Source organism: Stenotrophomonas sp. 85239_Sma (genome assembly GCF_056481725.1).
The window spans coordinates 1,390,060-1,406,133 of record NZ_CM151163.1 but is presented as its reverse complement, the minus strand read 5'-3'; the positions used below and the strand labels follow the sequence as shown (position 1 = coordinate 1,406,133).

12 protein-coding genes are annotated in these 16,074 nt (G+C 67.2%); 4 read left to right on the top strand and 8 right to left on the bottom strand.

Annotation, left to right across the window (positions count from 1 at the left end):
* Positions 1–76 precede the first annotated feature (76 nt).
* From ACYKG1_RS06620 to creB, 7 genes are all read right to left on the bottom strand, one after another.
* Positions 77–568 carry a Fur family transcriptional regulator gene (locus tag ACYKG1_RS06620; RefSeq protein ID WP_004150412.1) on the bottom strand — a complete coding sequence of 164 codons (492 nt, stop codon included), beginning with the start codon at positions 566–568 and terminating at the stop codon, positions 77–79.
* Positions 569–602: 34 nt separating this feature from the next.
* Positions 603–2,006 (bottom strand): glutamate--tRNA ligase, encoded by a 1,404-nt coding sequence (gene gltX / locus ACYKG1_RS06615; RefSeq protein ID WP_478472192.1) that lies wholly within the window; start codon positions 2,004–2,006, stop codon positions 603–605.
* A gap of 153 nt (positions 2,007–2,159) precedes the next feature.
* Positions 2,160–3,737 carry a M20/M25/M40 family metallo-hydrolase gene (locus ACYKG1_RS06610; protein ID WP_100475170.1) on the bottom strand — a complete coding sequence of 526 codons (1,578 nt, stop codon included), beginning with the start codon at positions 3,735–3,737 and terminating at the stop codon, positions 2,160–2,162.
* A 170-nt stretch (positions 3,738–3,907) separates the two neighbouring features.
* Complete coding sequence (locus tag ACYKG1_RS06605) at positions 3,908–4,318, bottom strand: hypothetical protein (RefSeq protein ID WP_100471713.1); 411 nt, start codon at positions 4,316–4,318, stop codon at positions 3,908–3,910.
* A gap of 10 nt (positions 4,319–4,328) precedes the next feature.
* Positions 4,329–5,648 carry a cell envelope integrity protein CreD gene (creD, locus tag ACYKG1_RS06600; protein WP_478472191.1) on the bottom strand — a complete coding sequence of 440 codons (1,320 nt, stop codon included), beginning with the start codon at positions 5,646–5,648 and terminating at the stop codon, positions 4,329–4,331.
* Positions 5,649–5,729: 81 nt separating this feature from the next.
* Positions 5,730–7,190 (bottom strand): two-component system sensor histidine kinase CreC, encoded by a 1,461-nt coding sequence (creC, locus tag ACYKG1_RS06595; RefSeq protein ID WP_262226440.1) that lies wholly within the window; start codon positions 7,188–7,190, stop codon positions 5,730–5,732.
* Between the two features lie 3 nt (positions 7,191–7,193).
* Positions 7,194–7,919 (bottom strand): two-component system response regulator CreB, encoded by a 726-nt coding sequence (gene creB, locus ACYKG1_RS06590; protein ID WP_262226439.1) that lies wholly within the window; start codon positions 7,917–7,919, stop codon positions 7,194–7,196.
* A gap of 35 nt (positions 7,920–7,954) precedes the next feature.
* On the opposite strand from creB, the gene ACYKG1_RS06585 reads away from it, so the two are divergent.
* The 4 genes from ACYKG1_RS06585 to ACYKG1_RS06570 all read left to right on the top strand — a co-directional run bounded on the left by ACYKG1_RS06585 (position 7,955) and on the right by ACYKG1_RS06570 (position 13,730).
* Entirely contained in the window at positions 7,955–8,812 is an 858-nt protein-coding gene (locus tag ACYKG1_RS06585; RefSeq protein WP_049446337.1) for a 23S rRNA (adenine(2030)-N(6))-methyltransferase RlmJ, read from the top strand.
* 95 nt (positions 8,813–8,907) lie between these two features.
* The gene (locus tag ACYKG1_RS06580; protein ID WP_004150340.1) at positions 8,908–9,453 is read left to right on the top strand and encodes a GNAT family N-acetyltransferase; all 546 of its coding nucleotides are present in this window, start codon (positions 8,908–8,910) and stop codon (positions 9,451–9,453) included.
* 149 nt (positions 9,454–9,602) lie between these two features.
* Positions 9,603–13,067 carry a transcription-repair coupling factor gene (mfd, locus tag ACYKG1_RS06575; RefSeq protein ID WP_478472189.1) on the top strand — a complete coding sequence of 1,155 codons (3,465 nt, stop codon included), beginning with the start codon at positions 9,603–9,605 and terminating at the stop codon, positions 13,065–13,067.
* A 45-nt stretch (positions 13,068–13,112) separates the two neighbouring features.
* A complete protein-coding gene (locus ACYKG1_RS06570; protein ID WP_100471708.1) occupies positions 13,113–13,730 on the top strand; it encodes an HD-GYP domain-containing protein in 618 nt (205 codons plus the stop codon).
* A 94-nt stretch (positions 13,731–13,824) separates the two neighbouring features.
* On the opposite strand, the gene ACYKG1_RS06565 is transcribed toward ACYKG1_RS06570, so the two are convergent.
* Positions 13,825–15,918 (bottom strand): M13 family metallopeptidase, encoded by a 2,094-nt coding sequence (locus tag ACYKG1_RS06565; protein ID WP_478472187.1) that lies wholly within the window; start codon positions 15,916–15,918, stop codon positions 13,825–13,827.
* Between the last annotated feature and the right edge of the window lie 156 nt (positions 15,919–16,074).

Genomic DNA, 16,074 nt, shown 5'->3' with positions numbered 1-16,074 from the left:
CCGGTTGCGCCGATATGAAACGGGGTCAGATTCCTTTGCCAATGGCAAAGGAATCTGACCCCGCTCCCGCCCGTCCTCAGCCTGCGCAGCGCGCGCAGAGGCCGTGCACTTCCAGGGTCTGTGCCTGCGGCTGGAAGCCCAGCTCCTTGGCGCGCTTTTCCAGCTGGGTGACGATCTCGCGGTCTTCCAGCTCCACCGCGCTGTGGCAGCTGTTGCAGATCAGGAATGGCACCGAGTGCGCGGCACTGCTGGGGTGATGGCAGGCCACGAAGGCATTCACCGACTCCAGCTTGTGCACGAAGCCATTGGCCATCAGGAAGTCCAGCGCGCGGTACACGGTGGGCGGGGCATCAGCGCCCACGCCCTTGCCGTTGCGAACCCATTCCAGCAGCTCGTAGGCCTTGACCGGCTTGCCGGCCTCGGCGATCAGCTTCAGCACATTGGCGCGGATCGGGGTCAGGCGCAGCCCGCGTTCGCGCGAGACACGCTCGACCACCGCCACGAAATCCGACGCGTCGTGGACATGGTGGTGCGGGGCGGTACAGGCAGTGGCGGTCTTGGCGGGCATGCGTGTTCTCCGGTTCGGGCCTGGCAAGGATGCCTCAGGCCGTTGCTACCTTGGTGATGGCCACATCAATGCGTTTCAAGGCCTGCTCGCGGCCGGCCAGGTAAACTGTATGGGAAATGTCAGGACTGACCTGGGTGCCAGTGATGGCCACGCGCAGCGGCTGGGCCACCTTGCCCATGCCGATCTCCAGCGCCGCAGCCGCGTCGTGCAGGGCCATGCCCACCGATTCGGCGGTCCATTCCGGCAGGGCTGCCAGCAGCTCGCGGGCCTTGCCCAGCGCCACCTCGGCGCCGGCCTTGAAGTGCTTGGCCACCGCTGTTTCGTCGTACTCGGTCAACGGCTGGTACCAGACCACGGCCTTCTCGGCCATTTCCTTCAGGGTCTGCACGCGTTCACGCAGGGCGACCACCACGTCCTCCGGGGCGGGGCCGGCGGCCACGTCCAGGTCCAGCTTCTGCAGCTGGTAGACCAGGTGCGGCACGATCGCGGCCACGTCCTCGGTCTTCAGGAAGTGCTGGTTGACCCAGCCCAGCTTGGCCATGTCCAGGCGCGAGGCCTTGGAGTTGCAGTCCTTCACGTCGAACAGGTCGATCAGCTCCTGGCGGCTGAACAGCTCCTGGTCGCCGTGCGACCAGCCGAGGCGGGCCAGGTAGCTCAGCAGCGCGTCAGGCAGGTAGCCGGCGTCCTTGTACTGCATTACGTCGGCTGCGCCGGTGCGCTTGGACAGCTTGGCGCCCTGCTCGTCCAGGATCATCGGCATGTGGCCGAACTTCGGCACCGGCGCGCCGATGCCTTCGTACAGGTTGATCTGGCGCGGGGTGTTGTTGATATGGTCGTCGCCGCGGATGACCTCGGTGATGCCCATGTCCCAGTCGTCGACCACCACCGCGAAGTTGTAGGTGGGGTAGCCGTCCGGGCGGAAGATGACCATGTCATCCAGCTCGCTGTTGGCGATCTCGATGCGGCCCTTGATCAGGTCGTCGAACACCACCGTACCTTCCAGCGGGTTCTTGAAGCGGATGACGCGGTTCGGGTCGTCCTTGTACGGCAGGCCCAGTTCGCGCGCAGCGCCGTTGTAACGCGGCTTTTCCTGCCTGGCCATGGCGGCCTCGCGCATCGCGTCCAGCTCTTCGCGGGTTTCGTAGGCGTAGTAGGCCTTGCCGTCGGCGATCAGCTGCTCGGCCACTTCCTGGTAACGGGCGACACGGTCGGTCTGGTAGATAGGACCCTCGTCGTAGTCCAGCCCCAGCCACTCCATCGCTTCCAGGATGGCGTCGATCGCACCCTGGGTGCTGCGTTCGCGGTCGGTGTCCTCGATGCGCAGCACGAACTCGCCGCCACGGTGGCGGGCCTCCAGCCAGCAGTACAGCGCAGTGCGGGCACCACCGATGTGCAGGTAGCCGGTGGGACTGGGGGCGAAGCGGGTGCGGCAGGTCATGGACGGCTCGAGGAACGGGAATCCCCCGATTTTACCAGCCCTCCGCCCCCGACGGAAAAAGGGGACGGAGGGGATTAAGTCGCGATTGCCCAGCCGCTGGTCCTGCAACCGGGAAACGGAGGGGAGATACGACTTAATCCCCTCCGTCCCCTTTTACGGTTCTACCTTGCGCGGGAAGGACTGCTCGCGCATCGCGGCGTTGTAGGCGAAGGAGGCGACGACGGCGGCGGCCTGCTTCAGGTCTTCCGGTTCCGCGTGGTCCCAGGTGTCCAGGTGGCTGTGGTGGACGTTGGTGAAGTAGTCCAGCCGGTCCTGGATGAACTGGAAGCCCGGCAGGCCGATGCGGTCGAAGCTGATGTGGTCGGTGCTGCCGGTGTTGCGGGTCGCCACGGTGGTAGCGCCGACGTCATGGAACGGGGCCAGCCAGGCTTCGAAGATCGGCATCGCCGCCAGGTTCTCCTGCGCATAGATGCCACGGAATCGGCCGGAGCCGTTGTCCATGTTGAAGTAGACCTGGAACTTGCTGTAATCGCGGGTCTTCTGCAGCGCGCCGGTTGGCTCGCGCAGCGAGGCCGGCAGCGCCTTCTGCGCCGGGTCGGTGGGTTCCGGGAAACGACCGAAGTGCTTGGCCACATAGGACTGCGAGCCGACCAGGCCCTGCTCCTCGCCGCTCCACAACGCCACGCGGATGGTGCGCTTGGGCTTGGCACCGGTAGCCTTGAGGATGCGCATCGCCTCCATCATCACCGCCACGCCAGCCGCGTTGTCGGCCGCACCGGTACCGCTGTGCCAGGAATCCAGGTGCGCACCGATCATCACCACTTCATCAGGCTTGCTGCTGCCACGGATCTCGGCCAGCGTGTTGTAACCCGGCTGGTCGGCCTCGTCGGTGAAGCGCGCGGCCACATCCACGCGCAGGCGGACCGCCTGCTTGGACTCCAACGCACGCACCAGCGGGTTGAAGTGCTCGCTGATCATCGCCAGCTCGGGAATGCCCACCGACTCACCGGCCTTGCGTGAACCGCCACCGGCAACGCGGATGATGCCATTGTCCCAGCTGCTGATGCTGATCGAGGCCAGCGCGCCCTCTTCCACGAAGAACGCATTGACCTTGGCCGCCAGTTGCTGGCGCTCCTGGTACTCCTTTACCCGCTTGGCACGTTCGGCAGTGGCGTCCTTGTCCTTGGGCAGGGTGAACTCCTGCAGACCTTCCAGCGAGGTGGCATCGTGGCGATGCGAATCCGCCTCGGTGCCGCGCTTGTACTCGCGCGCCTCGCCGAGCAGCAGGATCTTGCCCCGGAGCTTGCCGCGGTACTTCTCGATGTCCTCGGGCTTCTTGATCTCGACCTGCACCAGTTCGCCTTCGACCGGGCCCTGGGTACCCGGCGTCCAGGCCTTGGGCAGCGCATGCAGCGGCTGCACCCGGTCACCCAGCATCTCCACGCTGGCCGAGGTGAACTCCCAGCCACGACCGAAGTCATCGAAGGCTTCGTCGTGGACGTTGTCCAGCTTCCATTCGTTGAACTTGCCACGGGTCCACGCGTTGGCGCGGCCCATCGCCGGCGAGTTGGTCAGCCGCGGGCCGATGCGCTCGGTGAGATAACTGAAGGTATCCATCACCTGCGACCGGTGGAAGGCCTCCTGGCGGATGCGGCTGACCATGTCCAGATCCACCGTCTCGCGCTGCTGCGCGCCTGCATTGCCACCCATCGCCAGCGCTACCGCCAACATGCCCCACTTCATCACATCGCACCCCTGCCTTCCGGCCTGCTCATCAACCCATCGAGTCTAGCCAGCAGGGGCGCGCCGATACCGTCCCATCGGTCATGGACAGCGCGGAAGCGTGCGAACCAAGGTTCGCACCCACAGGAGAGTGGTTGGTTCGTACCTGCCACGCCACCTCACCCACTCCACCCCAGCCACAACTGCGCCCGTTCCGGCAGCAGCAGCAACCAGTGCCGCCGGTCGATGCTGCTGCAGCCGTACACCGCCGCATGTGCAGGCCAGTCATCAGGCAGGCCACCGATGCCGATCTCGGCCAGTGCCTCCGCCCCGGCCTTCCATGGCCGGTAGCGCGGCACCCGCCCAGCCAGCGCGCCGCGTCCCTGCCGCGCGCCCTGCAACCAGTCCAGCCCGTTGCCCTGCAATCCCTCGCAGGTCACCGCCGCCAGCTGGAAGCGGACCAGGCCGGGGGCGATCCGTGCCCCCGGCAGGGCCGCCAGCACGCCATGTGCCTGCAGCAGTGCATCCACTTCCAGCAGGGCCGGAATGCCCTGCCGTGCCCGTTGCCGCAAGCCCTGGCGCCAGCTCATGGCGTGCTCCTTACTTCAGTTCCGCGCCAAGCGCGTACCAGTCCACCCGGCGGGTTACCCACATCGCCAGCGCCAGGATCACGAACAGCAGCAGCGACCCCATCAGCAGCGCGTTGTTCTCCGACACCAGCAGGCCATACAGCGCGCCGTAGAGCACAGTCAGCAGCGCCGCGAAGCCGAGGCCGCGCTTCCAGTGGCCCAGCACGTTGGCCAGGTACACCGCCTGCAGGCCGATACAGGCCAGCGCCGAGGCCAGGTAGGCCTTCCAGAACGCGATGTGCTCGGACAGGCTGATCAGCAGCAGGAAGAAGATCGCCAGTGCAAGGCCGACCATCAGGTACTGCAGCGGATGGATGCGCAACGACTTGATCAGTTCGAACAGGATGAAGCCGACGAAGGTCAGCACCACGAACAACACGCCGTACTTCGAGGCACGGTCGGCCTGGGTGTAGGCATCGACCGGATCAACCAGCGACACCGTCACCGCCTGCGAATCGATCGGCCCCTCGCTGCGCAGCTGGCGCTGTGCGTCGGAGGCCAGCGAGGACACGGCCCAGCGTGCATCGAAACCCTGTGCATCGACGCGGCGCTCGTTGGGCAGGAAGGCGCCGCTGAACGACGGGTGCGGCCAGCTCGAACGCAGCGCAATGCGGGTGTCATCGCCCACCGGCACCACCGACAGCATGCGGCTGCCGTCCAGGCGCAGCTCGAGTTCAACGGTGCTGGCAGCCAGCGTGCCGCCCTGTTCCGCAACGAAACCGGCCACCGGCGCATGCAGGCCTCGCCCCACCTCGCTGGCCGCACCAACGCCCGGCAGCAACCGCAGCTGCTTGCCATCCACGCGCAGGTTCGGCGTACCGACCAGGCCACGCACATCGGACACACCCACCGCCACATATGGCTGGCCGTAACTGCGGCCGGACTTCACCGGATAGTCGTCTGCGGCGAAGGTCGCCTTCATCTGCCCGTTCCAGCTGTATACCGGCACCTTGAACAAGCCGACTTCGCGCTGGCTCGGCAGCATCTCGCCGCCCACCTCCAGCGACGCCGGCATCTGCAGCCAGTGGCCCTCGGTGACCTGCACCTCGGTCTTCTTGACGCCCAGCGGGTCGACCAGTTCAACTTCCTTGCGTTCCACCCACGGCACCACCCGTACCGGGCCCACCAGCTGCTGCGTGCCGGCACGGCTGTCGGCCACCCGGGCAAAGGCCTCCTCGCGGTACTGGCTGCGCTCGGTGATGACCCCGCGGATCATCATCAGCGGCACCAGCAGCAACAGGATCAGCCCGCCGACAATGGCGAACCGCAGCAGCATCTTCAGGGATTTCATGGTCCATCCTCGTTGGAGAGGGCTGCAGGATGGACCGCTGTGGTGAGCAGGGTTTGTGGCGAATTTGAAGCGAGTGTGAAGTCAGCGGCGCGGACGCTGGCCCGGCACTGCCAACGGCAGCCACAGGCTGGCCACGGTACCGCCGCCATCGCGGGCGTCGAGGCTGGCGCGACCATCATGCAGGCGCGCGACCTCCTGCACGAACGGCAGGCCCAGGCCGGAACTGCGCCGGCCGCTGCCGGGGCGGGCCAGCGAATAGAAGCGTTCGAACACCCGTTCTCGCGCGTAGTCGGGAATGCCGGCACCACGATCCGCTACCTGCAGGCGCACGCCCTGCCCGTCCGCCTCGGCCTGCAGCGCGATGTCCGCGCCGGGCGGTGAGAAAGCAATCGCGTTGTCGATCAGGTTGTGCAACGCCTGCCGCAGCAGGTAGGCATCCCCCTGCACGCGCAGGTCGGGCACACTGCCGATGCGGACCCGCACGCCGGCCGCCTGCGCACGCACCTGCGCCGCTGCTGCCGCGTCGGCCAGCAAGGTGGGCAGCGCGATCGGATCGCGGGTCTGCAGCCAGCCGTGCTGTTCCACTTCGGCCAGCGCCAGCAGCTTGTCGATGGTCTCGGTCAGCCGTTCCTGTTGATCGACGATGCTGCGCGCGAAATGCACGCGATCGGCCTCGGGCAGGGGTTCCTGCAGCAGCTCGGCGGCACCGCGGATCGCTGCCAACGGGCTTTTCATTTCATGCGTCAGCGACTGCACGTACTGTTCGACATAGGCCTTGCCTTCCAGCTTGCGGCGCATGGTTTCCAGCGCCTGGCCGAGGTCACCGATTTCATCGCGGCGGCGCCGTGGCGGTGGCACCGGTTCGCCGGCGCTGACCGCGCGTGCATAGCGGCTGAGCTGGCCGAGGCCGGTGGTGAGCCACATCGTCACCAGCACGCCGACCAGCGCCGACAGGCCGATCAACCAGGCGCCGCGCTCGATGATGGCGCGCTGGCTGGCGGCGATGAACGGATCGATGCTGCGGTTGGGCTGGGCCAGGCTGAGCACGCCGATCAGGGTCCGCCCATCGGCCGGGTCGTACACCGGCGCCGCCACATGCATCACCGTATCGCCTTCTTCGCCTGGCACTTCCGGGCTGGAGCGGGCGCCGTACTCGCCACGCAGGGTGCGGTAGACATCGTTCCAGCGCGAATTGTCACGCCCCAGGTCGCGGCCCAGCGAGTCGTAGATGACGATGCCCTTGGCATCGGTGATGGTCACCCGGTAATCCAGCGAGCGCTTGGGAAAACGCCAGACCATCGCCTTCAGGTCGCGCTGCCGCGCCTTGGCCAGGTTGCGGGTGAAGCTGCCGCTGCGGATGGTGCCGTCCTTGACGTCGGCGGCGGCCATCTCGGCCAGCACGTTGGCCGCATCGACCAGGGTCGATTCCATCGCCTGGCGCACCCCCGGCTTCACCTCGTTGACGAACACGCGCATCACGAAGAACGCGGCGATGCCGGTGATCAGGAAGAAGCCGAGGAACAGCTTCAGTACCAGGCGCATCAGCTAGACCTCCAGCGCGTAGCCGAGGCCACGGTGGGTGCGGATCGGGTCATCGCTGGCACCGGCCGCACGCAGCTTGGCACGCAGCGTCTTTACATGGGTATCGACGGTGCGGTCGGCACTGTCGGCACTGCTGTCCCAGCCGCGATCCATCAGCTGGGCACGGCTGAGAATCGCCCCCGGCCGCTGCAGCAATGCCTCCAGCAACGCGTACTCGTAACGAGTCAGGTCCAGTGCCTGGCCACGGAAGCGGATGCGCCGGCCTTCGCGGTCGATGGCGAACGCACCATGTTCCTGCCAGCCCGCGTCCGCGCGGGGCGCTGCGACGACCGGTGCCGCACGGCGCAGGCGTGCACGCACCCGCGCCACCAGCTCGCGCGGCGAAAAAGGCTTGGTCATGTAATCGTCGGCGCCCAGTTCCAGGCCAAGCACGCGGTCCACTTCATCGTTGCGGGCGGTCAGGAAGATCACCGGCAACTGCGCCGCCGGCCCGGGCTGCGCGCGCAGCCGCCGGCAGACCTCGAAACCGCCCAGGTCCGGCAGGCCCACGTCCAGCACCACCACGTCGATATCGCCGGCCTGCAGCCGTTGCAGGGCCTCGCCGCCCAGCAGGCAGTGGCTGGCGGCATAGCCTTCGCTGCGCAGCGCATAGAGCACGGTTTCGGCGATGGCGGCTTCGTCCTCGACCACCAGGACATGGGCAACGGGAGCTGTCATGGCGCGCAGCATAGCCGCTGCGGCCGCCGCCCCGTACACTGCCGCCCATGAACTATCGCCACGCCTTCCATGCCGGCAACCACGCCGATGTGCTCAAGCACATCGTGCAGCTGGCCCTGATCGACAGCTTCAAGCGCAAGGACAGCCCGTTCTTCGTGCTCGACACCCACGGCGGTGCCGGCCGCTACCTGCTGGCCAGCGAAGAGAGCCGCAAGACCCTGGAGGCCGAATCCGGAATCATGCGGCTGATGGCCCAGCCCAAGCTGCCGGAGGTGGTCGAGCGCTACCTGAAGGCGGTGCAGGCCGACAACCCGGTGGGCGCGCTGACCAACTACCCGGGCTCGCCGCTGCTGAGCGCGCAGGCGATGCGCGCGCAGGACCGCATGGCGGTCTGTGAGCTGCAGGAGGCCGAAACGGCCACGCTGAAGGCCCTGTTCGCCCATGACAGCCGCGTCGATGTGCGCCCGGGCGATGGCTACGCGTTGCTGCGCTCGCTGCTGCCGCCGAAGTTCAACGGCAGCAAGATCGGTCGCGGCCTGGTGCTGATCGACCCGCCCTACGAGGCCCAGGACGCCGAATACCAGGCCGTCCTGGCCGCGCTGGCCGAAACCCTGGCACGCTGGCCGCAGGCCACCTGCGCGGTCTGGTTCCCGATCAAGCAGCGCCGCACCATCCTGCACTTCCTGCGCAAGGCCACCGCCCTGCCGGTGAAATCGGCAATGACGATCGAGTTCCTGGTGCGCCCGGACGACTCGCCGCTGCGCCTCAACGGCAGCGGCATGCTGCTGCTCAACCCGCCCTGGCAGTTCGACCGGGTGGTCGGCCCGGCCCTGCCGGCGCTGCGCCAGCACCTGGGCGAACCGGGGGCCAGCACCCGCCTGGATTGGCTCAAAGCCCCCGAATGACGGCCTTCACGAGGCTGTACCGCCGTGAGCCTTTCGTTCACGGAATGCAGCCCCGGTGATGCCACAATCGATGGACCACCAAGGAATCACCCGGTATGGCCACTCGCAACCGCATGCCGCCCTGGCATGAGATCTTCAAGGCTCCCAGCGGCCACGAGCTGCTGATCCGCCCCATCCGCCCGGAAGACGGCGCACCGCTGCAAGCGGCGTTCAGCCTGTTCGGGCCGGAAGAAATCCGTGATCGTTTCCTGCAGGCGGTGACCGAGCTGTCGCCGGAAACCACCCAGCGCCTGACCCACCCCAATCCCAAGACCGAGATCACCCTGGTCGCCGCCGAATCCCTGCCCGCTGGTGAGGCGGTGGTCGGCGCGGTCGCCCGGGCCTCGATCATCCCCGGCACCCGTGAAGCCGAGTACGCGATCCTGATCAGCCGTTTCCTCATTGGCCAGGGCCTGGGCAGGCAGCTGATGCGCAAGCTGGTGAAGTGGGGCCGCGGCAAGTACCTGGACCGCCTGTATGGCGACGTTGCCGCCGAGAACGAGCCGATGAAGCAGCTGGCCGCGTCGCTGGGTTTCAAGCCGGTGCCGCACCCGACCGGTGCCGAGGGCCTGGTACGGATGGTGCTGGAGCTGGACAACTGACGATAGCGCCGGGACATGCCCGGCGATGCATTCCTGTAGTGCCGGCCGCTGGCCGGCTTTCCGCCAGCCCAACGGCGCATGAGGCCGCCGGCCAGCGGCCGTCACGACCTGCCGGGCTTCGATCGGGCTTCTGCTAAAATCCGGGGTCCATGTCGCGTACCTCATACCCCGCCCCGCCGCTGCCGCGCGCCGGCCAGCTCCGCGCCTGGTGGCGCGCCCCCGCATCGCCGACCGCCCTGGCCTGGTACCTGGCCCAGGCCGCGCGTGCGCACGACGCGCCCCTGCTGGTGATCGCCCGTGACAACCACGGTGCCAACCAGCTCGAAGCCGACCTGCATACCCTGCTCGGTGGCGATCCGGCCCTGCCGGTGGTCGCCTTCCCGGACTGGGAAACCCTGCCCTACGACCGCTTCAGCCCGCATCCGGACATCATTTCGCAGCGCCTGTCCGCCCTGCACCGCCTGCCCACGCTGAAGCGCGGCCTGGTGATCGTGCCGGTGCAGACCCTGCTGCAGCAGCTGGCCCCGCGCAGCTACGTGATCGGTGGCAGCTTCGACCTGAAAGTCGGCCAGCGCCTGGACCTGGAGGCCGAGAAGCGCCGCCTGGAAAGCGCCGGCTACCGCAACGTGCCGCAGGTGATGGACCCGGGCGACTTCGCTGTGCGCGGTGGCCTGCTCGACGTGTACCCGATGGGTGCCGACCAGCCGCTGCGGGTAGAGCTGCTGGACGAGGACATCGACTCGATCCGTGCCTTTGACCCGGAAAGCCAGCGTTCGCTGGACAGGGTCGAGGCGGTGCACATGCTGCCGGGCCGTGAAGTGCCGATGGACGAGACCAGCATCGCCCGCGTGCTGTCCACGCTGCGCGAGCGCTTCGATGTCGATACCCGGCGCAGCGCGCTGTACCAGGACCTGAAGTCCGGGCTGGCGCCGGCCGGCGTCGAGTACTACCTGCCGCTGTTCTTCGAACGCACCGCGACCCTGTTCGATTACCTGCCCGACGGCAGCCTGCCAGTGGTCTGCGCCGGTGCCGGCGAGGCTGCCGAAGCGTTCTGGGCGCAGACCGGCGAGCGCTACGAACAGCGCCGCCACGATGTGGAACGGCCGCTGCTGCCGCCGTCGGCGCTGTACCTGTCGCCGGAACTGCTGCGCGAGCGGCTGAACGATGCCCCGCGCATCGAGGTATGGGCCGCCGACCACGCACGCATCACCGACGCGCACGCGCTGGGCGACCAGCCGCTGCCGCCGCTGCCGGTGGCCGCGCGCGAAGCACCGCCCGGCGATGCGCTGAAATCCTTCCTCGGCCACTACCCGGGCCGGGTGCTGATCGCCGCCGATTCGCCCGGCCGCCGCGAGGCGTTGCTGGAAGTGCTGCAGGCCGCCGAGCTGAAGCCGCCGGTGGTGGCCGACCTGCCCAGCTTCCTCGCCAACGATGCGCGCTTCGCGATCGCAGTGGCGCCACTGGAAGATGGCTTCGCGCTGGACGATCCGCGCATCGCGGTACTGACCGAGCGCCAGCTGTTCCCCGAGCGCGCCGGCAGCACCCGTCGCACGCGCCGCGCGGGCCGCGAGCCGGAAGCGATCATCCGCGACCTTGGTGAACTGACCGAGGGCGCACCGATCGTGCACGAGGACCATGGCGTCGGCCGCTATCGCGGGCTGATCGCGATGGACGTCGGCGGCATGCCCGGCGAATTCCTTGAAATCGAATATGCCAAGGGTGACCGCCTGTATGTGCCGGTCGCCCAGCTGCACCTGATCAGCCGCTACTCCGGCGCTTCGGCGGAAACCGCACCACTGCATTCGCTCGGTGGCGAGCAGTGGAGCAAGGCCAAGCGCAAGGCCGCCGAGAAGGTGCGCGACGTCGCCGCCGAGCTGCTGGAGATCCAGGCCCGCCGCCAGGCGCGTGCCGGCCTGGCACTGCAGGTGGACCGCGCGATGTACGAGCCGTTCGCGGCCGGCTTCCCGTTCGAGGAAACGCCGGACCAGCTGGCCGCGATCGACGCCACCCTGCGCGACCTGGCCAGCAGCCAGCCGATGGACCGTGTGGTCTGCGGCGACGTCGGCTTCGGCAAGACCGAGGTGGCGGTGCGTGCTGCATTCGCCGCCGCCAGTGCCGGCAAGCAGGTGGCTGTGCTGGTGCCGACCACGCTGCTGGCCGAACAGCATTACCGCAACTTCCGCGACCGCTTCGCCGATTACCCACTGAAGGTCGAGGTGCTGTCGCGCTTCAAGACCACCAAGGAAATCAAGGCCGAGCTGGAGAAGGTCGCCGCCGGCACCATCGACGTCATCGTCGGTACCCATCGCCTGCTGCAGCCGGACGTGAAGTTCAAGGACCTGGGCATGGTCATCGTCGACGAGGAGCAGCGTTTCGGCGTACGCCAGAAGGAAGCGCTGAAGGCGCTGCGCGCCAACGTGCACCTGCTGACCCTGACCGCCACGCCGATTCCGCGCACGCTGAACATGGCCATGGCCGGCCTGCGCGACCTGTCGATCATCGCCACGCCGCCGCCGAACCGGCTGGCGGTGCAGACCTTCATCACCCAGTGGGACAACGCGCTGCTGCGCGAAGCGTTCCAGCGCGAACTCGCGCGTGGTGGCCAGCTGTATTTCCTGCACAACGACGTAGAAAGCATCGGCCGCATGCAGCGCGAGCTGTCCGAGCTGGTGCCGGAGGCGCGCATCGGCATCGCCCACGGGCAGATGCCCGAGCGCGAGCTGGAAAAGGTGATGCTGGATTTCCAGAAGCAGCGCTTCAACGTGCTGCTGTCGACCACGATCATCGAATCGGGCATCGACATCCCCAACGCCAACACCATCATCATCAACCGCGCCGACCGCTTCGGCCTTGCCCAGCTGCACCAGCTGCGTGGCCGCGTCGGTCGTTCGCACCATCGCGCTTACGCGTACCTGGTGGCACCCGACCGCCGTTCGATCACCCCGGATGCGGAGAAGCGCCTGGAAGCGATCGCCTCGATGGACGAACTCGGCGCTGGCTTCACCCTGGCCACGCACGATCTGGAGATCCGCGGTGCAGGTGAACTGCTCGGCGAGGACCAGAGCGGGCAGATGGCCGAGGTCGGCTTCAGCCTGTACACCGAGCTGCTGGAGCGCGCGGTGCGCAGCATCAAGCAGGGCAAGCTGCCCGATCTGGATGCGGGCGAAGAAGTGCGTGGTGCCGAGGTCGAACTGCATGTGCCGGCGCTGATTCCGGAAGACTACCTGCCGGACGTGCATACCCGCCTGACCCTGTACAAGCGCATTTCCAGCGCGCGCGACAGCGATGCCCTGCGCGAGCTGCAGGTGGAGATGATCGACCGCTTCGGCCTGCTGCCGGATGCGGCCAAGCATCTCTTCGCCATCGCCGAGCTGAAGCTGAAGGCCAACACGCTCGGCATCCGCAAGCTGGACCTGGGCGAGAACGGTGGCCGCATCGCGTTCGAGTCCAAGCCGAACATCGACCCGATGGCGGTGATCCAGCTGATCCAGAAGCAACCGAACCTCTACGCCATGGAAGGGCCCGACAAGCTGCGCATCAAGCACCCGCTGCCGTTGCCGGAAGACCGCTTCAACGCGGCCCGCGCTCTTCTGACCACCCTCGCCCCGGGTTGATCGCCCCCTGAACACCCCGCACCGGTCCCCACCCGGTGCGGGCGGATGACCATGCTTCCTGACGCCGTACCCGCCCCCGACCTGCTGCACGCGCAGGCCTGCCTGATCGATGCCCTCTCGATGTCGCTGCAGATGCGCGACGCCTACACCCGCCACCATTGCGACCGCGTCGGCCGACTCGCGCAGCGCCTGGCCACGCACTGCGATCTCGATGACGATGCCTGTTCGCAGATCGGCCTGGCCGCGCGCTTCCACGACATCGGCAAGATCGGCATTCCCGACGATGTGCTGCTGGCGCCGCGTCGGCACACCGATGAGGAGCGCGCGATCATGCGCGAGCATCCGGTGCGCGGCGAGCATATTTTCCTGACCACCGGCCGCAGCGACGCGGCACCGGTCGCGCGGCTGATCCGCGCCCACCACGAAGCCTTCGATGGCAACGGTTATCCCGATGGGCTGCGCGGCGAATCCATCCCGCTGGGCGCGCGCATCGTCACCATCGCCGATGCCTACGATGCGATGACCAGCGTGCGCCCGTATCGTGCCGCGATGGAACGCGAAACCGCGTTGCGGATCATCGAAGCGCAATCTGGAGGGCTGGTGGACCCCTACGTGTTGCAGCGCTTCCATCGCATGCTGGCGCGGGAGCCGGAGCTGGCCTGAGATTTCCACCGGGCATGGCCCGGTGCTACCGGCGACACAAACAAAAGGCCCGGCATTCGCCGGGCCTTCTGCATCACGCATTACGTGCGATCGATTACCAGATCACCACGCGCTTGTCGTCGGCGCGCACCATCGCGTCGCCGGCCTTGCACTGGAACGCAGCGGCATAGGACGGCATGTTCGACGGCGCGCCGTTGGCACGGAAGTTGGCCGGCGCATGTGGGTCGGTGTTCAGGCGGACGCGCAGCTCACCATCGGTGAAGTTGCGGCGCCACACGGTGGCCCAGTTCATGAAGAAGCGCTGGTCCTGGCTGTGGCCATCGACTTCGACATTCGCCTTCGGATCTTCCTTCAGCGCCATCTGCAGCGCATCGTAGGCCACGGTCAGGCCACCCAGGTCGCCGATGTTCTCGCCCAGGGTCAGCTTGCCCTTCACGAACACGCCCGGCACCGATTCATAGCCGTCGAACTGCGCGACCAGCTGGTCGGTACGCTCGGTGAAAGCCTTGCGGTCGGCGTCGGTCCACCAGTTGTCGAAGTTGCCGTTGGCGGCGAACTGGCTGCCCGAGTCGTCGTAGCCGTGCATCATCTCGTGGCCGATGACCGCACCGATGCCGCCGTAGTTCAGCGCCGGATCGGCCTTGGCGTCGAAGAACGGCGCCTGCAGGATTGCGGCCGGGAACACGATCTCGTTCTTGGTGGCGTTGTAGTACGCGTTGACGGTCTGCGGGGTCATGCCCCACTCGGTCTTGTCCACCGGCTTGCCGATCTTGTCCAGCATGTAGCGGTAGTTGAACGCACGCGCCGCCTGCATGTTGCCCAGGTAGCTGTCGCCGTTGGTCTGCAGGCCTGCCCAGTCACGCCACTTGTCCGGGTAACCGATCTTCGGGGTGAAGCTGGCCCACTTTTCCAGCGCCTTCTTCTTGGTTTCTTCGCCCATCCACGGCAGCTGCTCCAGGCGCGCCTTCAGCGCCACCGAGAGGTTCTCCACCAGGTGCTGCATGGCCACCTTGGATTCGGCCGGGAATACGGCGTCGACGTACAGCTGGCCCAGGGCCTCACCCATGCCACCGTTGACCGACTCCAGCACGCGCTTCCAGCGCGGCTGCATTTCCTGCTGGCCGCGCAGGGTCTTGCCATAAAACTCGAAGTTGGCCTTCTCGAACTGGCTGCTCAGGTACGGCGAAGCATCGTCGATGGTGTGGAAGCGCAGGTAGGCCTGCCACGTGGCAGCCGGCACGTCAGCCAGCATCTTGTCCATTTCACCGAAGAAGCCCGGCTGGGCCAGCGAGAACTTCTGCGCGGCCGGCACCTTCAGGGTGTCGAACAGTGCGGTCCAGCTGAAGTTCGGGGTCAGCTTGTCGGCGTCGGCCGCGCTGAGCGGGTTGTAGCGCTTGGCCGGGTCACGCATCTCGATGCGCGACATCGAGGCCTTGGCCAGGCGGGTTTCGAAGGCCATCACGGCCTTGGCCTGCTCGGCGGCCTGCGCCGCGTCCACGCCGGACAGGGTCAGCACCTGTGCGATGTAGGCCACGTAGGCGTCGCGGATCTTGGCCTGGGCGTCGTCAAAGTAGTAGCCCTTCTCCGGCAGGCCGAGACCGCCCTGGCCGACGTAGGCGATGACGTTGGCCGAATCCTTGTAATCGGCATTGGCGAACAGCGAGAACAGCACGCCCTTGCCCTCGGCCTGGCTGTCGCGCAGGTACTGGGTGATGGCAGCGGTATCGTTCAGCGCAGTGATCTTGTCCAGCTGCGGCTGCAGCGGAGCGAGGCCGGCGGCTTCGATCTTGGCTTCATCGTTGCCGGTCTTCCAGATGTCACCGATCTTGGCTTCCACCGAGCCGGCCTTGGCCTGGCTGGCGGCGGCCTGCTGCACCAGCGCGTGCTGCACTTCCAGCGAGCGCTCGCGCAGGATCTCGAAGCTGCCCCAGGTGGTCTGGTCGCCCGGCACCGGGTTGGCCTTCAGCCACTTGCTGTTGACGAAGCCATTGAGGTCGGTACAGGCCGAAATGGCCGGATCCAGATCGGCGCTGCTGAGCGAGATCAGCGGCGTCTTGATCTGCGACAGGTCGAAGGCCGGCTTGGCGTCGGCGCTGGCCGCCGGCGCGGTTTCATTCTTGCCACAGGCCGCCAGCGAGGCAGCGATGGCGATGGTCAGGCCCAGCGGGACCAGGTTGCGGACGTTCATGAGGCTCTCCTGCGGGTAATTTCACAGGGTAGCCGGGGGAACGGGGCTGGGGACCGGCCAAAGGTCACGAGCCCGTGGAGTCGCCAACCAACTGCGTGCCGGTATTCTTATCTTCACGATCACCGGTTCTCGCGCCCATGGACGACGCTGCGCTGC

What these genes read in the sequence shown, in the direction of transcription:
- ACYKG1_RS06620 (WP_004150412.1), bottom strand. Translation starts at nt 568, where the DNA reads ATGCCCGCCAAGACCGCCACTGCCTGTACCGCCCCGCACCACCATGTC.
- gltX (WP_478472192.1), bottom strand. Translation starts at nt 2,006, where the DNA reads ATGACCTGCCGCACCCGCTTCGCCCCCAGTCCCACCGGCTACCTGCAC.
- ACYKG1_RS06610 (WP_100475170.1), bottom strand. Translation starts at nt 3,737, where the DNA reads ATGTTGGCGGTAGCGCTGGCGATGGGTGGCAATGCAGGCGCGCAGCAG.
- ACYKG1_RS06605 (WP_100471713.1), bottom strand. Translation starts at nt 4,318, where the DNA reads ATGAGCTGGCGCCAGGGCTTGCGGCAACGGGCACGGCAGGGCATTCCG.
- creD (WP_478472191.1), bottom strand. Translation starts at nt 5,648, where the DNA reads ATGAAATCCCTGAAGATGCTGCTGCGGTTCGCCATTGTCGGCGGGCTG.
- creC (WP_262226440.1), bottom strand. Translation starts at nt 7,190, where the DNA reads ATGCGCCTGGTACTGAAGCTGTTCCTCGGCTTCTTCCTGATCACCGGC.
- creB (WP_262226439.1), bottom strand. Translation starts at nt 7,919, where the DNA reads ATGCTGCGCGCCATGACAGCTCCCGTTGCCCATGTCCTGGTGGTCGAG.
- ACYKG1_RS06585 (WP_049446337.1), top strand. Translation starts at nt 7,955, where the DNA reads ATGAACTATCGCCACGCCTTCCATGCCGGCAACCACGCCGATGTGCTC.
- ACYKG1_RS06580 (WP_004150340.1), top strand. Translation starts at nt 8,908, where the DNA reads ATGGCCACTCGCAACCGCATGCCGCCCTGGCATGAGATCTTCAAGGCT.
- mfd (WP_478472189.1), top strand. Translation starts at nt 9,603, where the DNA reads ATGTCGCGTACCTCATACCCCGCCCCGCCGCTGCCGCGCGCCGGCCAG.
- ACYKG1_RS06570 (WP_100471708.1), top strand. Translation starts at nt 13,113, where the DNA reads ATGACCATGCTTCCTGACGCCGTACCCGCCCCCGACCTGCTGCACGCG.
- ACYKG1_RS06565 (WP_478472187.1), bottom strand. Translation starts at nt 15,918, where the DNA reads ATGAACGTCCGCAACCTGGTCCCGCTGGGCCTGACCATCGCCATCGCT.